Source organism: Bacteroides sp. HMSC067B03 (genome assembly GCF_001811315.1).
Lineage (GTDB): Bacteria > Bacteroidota > Bacteroidia > Bacteroidales > Bacteroidaceae > Bacteroides > Bacteroides faecis.
The window spans coordinates 1-2,554 of sequence record NZ_KV804341.1 but is presented as its reverse complement, the minus strand read 5'-3'; the positions used below and the strand labels follow the sequence as shown (position 1 = coordinate 2,554).

Sequence of the window (2,554 nt, the reverse complement as noted above, 5' to 3'; positions counted from 1 at the left end):
GTGACTTTAACGCATGTAAGATTTGGGGACGGCATAAAAATGATTTTTGGCTGATAGACGGATTCGTAAAGCAGTCAAAGATGAAACTCTGCGTACAATGGATGTGCATGAAGCAGGCTGAATTCAGGGCAAAGGGCATTATTTGCTTCTGGCAGTACGAGTCCCAATTCTGGAACGACGAAGTCAAGCGTATCATAGGGGAAGCCGAGACGGAGACAGGTGTAGAGTTGAACCTTGTTCCGGTACAGACGCCTAAAACAACGAACAAGATACTTCGTATGATAAGCATGCATCCATATTATCAGAATTCCCGGATGCATGTCAACGAGGAACTGAAAGCAAGCCCGGACATTACTGTCGGCTTGAAACAGTTGTATGCTGTTGAACCGGGCATGACAGAGCATGATGACAGCCCGGACGCTGACGAACAGGCTGTGAGGAAACTTGAAATATATACTGATCCTCCACAGCCAGAGGACGAGCCCGCGACACGCCCGTGGAAGGCGGGAAGATATAAACGTAAATACACTTGGTAACTATGAAGTATATCAACATGGATGACCTGACGACCGTCATACAAAATCGGTTGCTGGTTGAAAGTATCGAAAAAGACGAGGAAGTTTTGAACGGGATTGAAGATCTTGTCATCAGTGAAGTGTCCGCCTATATAAGCGGGCGTTATGACGTGAAAAAGATATTCGGTATTCCCCCAATACGAACGGGGTTATTAATCCGGATAATATCCTGCATTACCGCTTTCCGTGCGGTAAGTCGGAACGCAGCCCGGAAAACGGGAAATAACCCGTTATCAGACATGAACGACTGGGCTGACCTTATACTTGCCAAGTTACGTGACGGAATCATGTCACTGCCACCTGAAATTCCTTTGGTAACAGATGAAGAAGGCAATGTTGAATCTCCCATTCTGTTTGGTCATACACGGAACAACGGATGGTTTCTTTAAATAGTTTTTAAACCGCTTTTAAAAGGTATGTTATGTACAAGAAGTTAAGAGAAATATTCAACTGGTTTCAGCAGAAAGCAATTCGTCGAATGAGTCTGAAGAATGTACTTAATGAGTATTATTTTCGGATGGATAGCAGTGGGACACAATCTTCGTCAAGTGCTGCTTATAAAAGGCAGGCTGTCGTCTACCGGGAAAAGACCATTGATGATTGGATTATGGCGGTAACTTCGGCAACCGATCCGGATGATCCGCGACGTGGCTTGCTGTACAGGTTCTACCAATCATTGTATAATGACGAACATTTACAAACGACGATTGACAATCGTGTATTACCTGTACAACAGGCAGAATTCAACCTTGTCGATGACAATGGCAATGAGGACGAGGAGGCAAAGAAACTGCTGGATCGTCCGTGGTTTCACCAGCTTATCAGAATTTGTTTTCTACATCAGTTACAGGGAGTATCGCTTGCCGACATTTCCCATCTTGATGAAAACTTGGAAATCAGCCATGTAGAAGAAGTTCCCATGTCCAACTATATCCCGCAACAGATGATAATCGTCAAGGAAGAGTCAGACAAAACCGGATGGTCATATAAGGACGGTGCACTTGAACCCTATTATGTCCAGTTCGGAAACGCATGGGCTTTGGGGATGCTCAATGAACTGTCAATTATCATCCTTGCAAAGAAACTGGGTTTGGGATCATGGATGAATTACATTGAAAAATATGGCATTCCTCCTGTTTTCGTTACTTCAGACCGACAGGATAAAAAACGGTTGGACGAATTATTCGAGATGATGTTGGATTTCAGGAATAATTTCTTTGCAGTCCTGTCCGGAAATGAAAAGGTCGAGTATGGGAAAGAAGCCGGAGGAAATACAACCAATGCCTTTTTACCGTTAGAGGAACGATGTGACAACCAAATCAGTAAACGTCTGCTTGGTCAGACGGGTACAACTGAAAACGGGGCGTGGGAAGGTACGGCAGAAGTCCATGAACGTGTTGAAAAATCACGGCACGAATATGACAAGATGATTTTCCAGTTCTATTTTAACTATATTATCATCCCTAAACTGGTAAAAATAAGCCCGGTATATAAACCACTTGAAAGGCTGAAACTGAAGTGGGACGACACGGAAAGTTTGTCTATCACAGAATACATCGAAGCGATCAACAAGCTGGCTTATACCTTTGAATTTGACCACGAAGAGGTCGCAAAGAAAACGGGGCTTCCGATCATTGGTCAAAAGAAAAATCCCGGTGGTGAGCAACAGGGAGGAACATTGCCGAATCAGCCCAAAACAGACTCTCAAAAAAAAAAGACCGAACCGGACGATGAAGCGGTAACGTCACCCGTCATGGAAGCCGGGGAGTATGATTTCAGCGGCATCATCGGCAGGGTGATGAAACAAGTTTATGAACGAAAAGTCAAAACGGGAGATATTGATGAGGAGTTATTCAGGAAGACATACGGGGAACTGAATAAGAAGGCGGCTGAAGGATGGGGAAAAGACGACTATAATGATCCGGAACTGGCGGAAGATACCCAGCGGATACGTGACAACTTGTTCAAGTTCTCCGGAG

At 44.4% G+C, this 2,554-nt stretch carries 2 protein-coding genes and 1 pseudogene; all 3 read left to right on the top strand.

Features of this window, described 5'->3' with window-relative positions; genetic code table 11:
* A pseudogene (locus HMPREF2794_RS10545) lies at positions 1-536 on the top strand (hypothetical protein); the annotation flags it as partial.
* A gap of 2 nt (positions 537-538) precedes the next feature.
* Positions 539-964, top strand: a complete 426-nt coding sequence (locus tag HMPREF2794_RS10540) for a hypothetical protein (RefSeq protein WP_004303265.1) — start codon at positions 539-541, stop codon at positions 962-964.
* Positions 965-996: 32 nt separating this feature from the next.
* Positions 997-2,554, top strand: a 1,558-nt coding sequence (locus HMPREF2794_RS10535) for a phage portal protein family protein (protein ID WP_139147248.1), incomplete at its 3' end; no start/stop codon positions are given.

Bases quoted from the DNA above. Each gene is read 5' to 3' on its own strand.
- HMPREF2794_RS10540 (WP_004303265.1), top strand. From the start codon at position 539: ATGAAGTATATCAACATGGATGACCTGACGACCGTCATACAAAATCGG.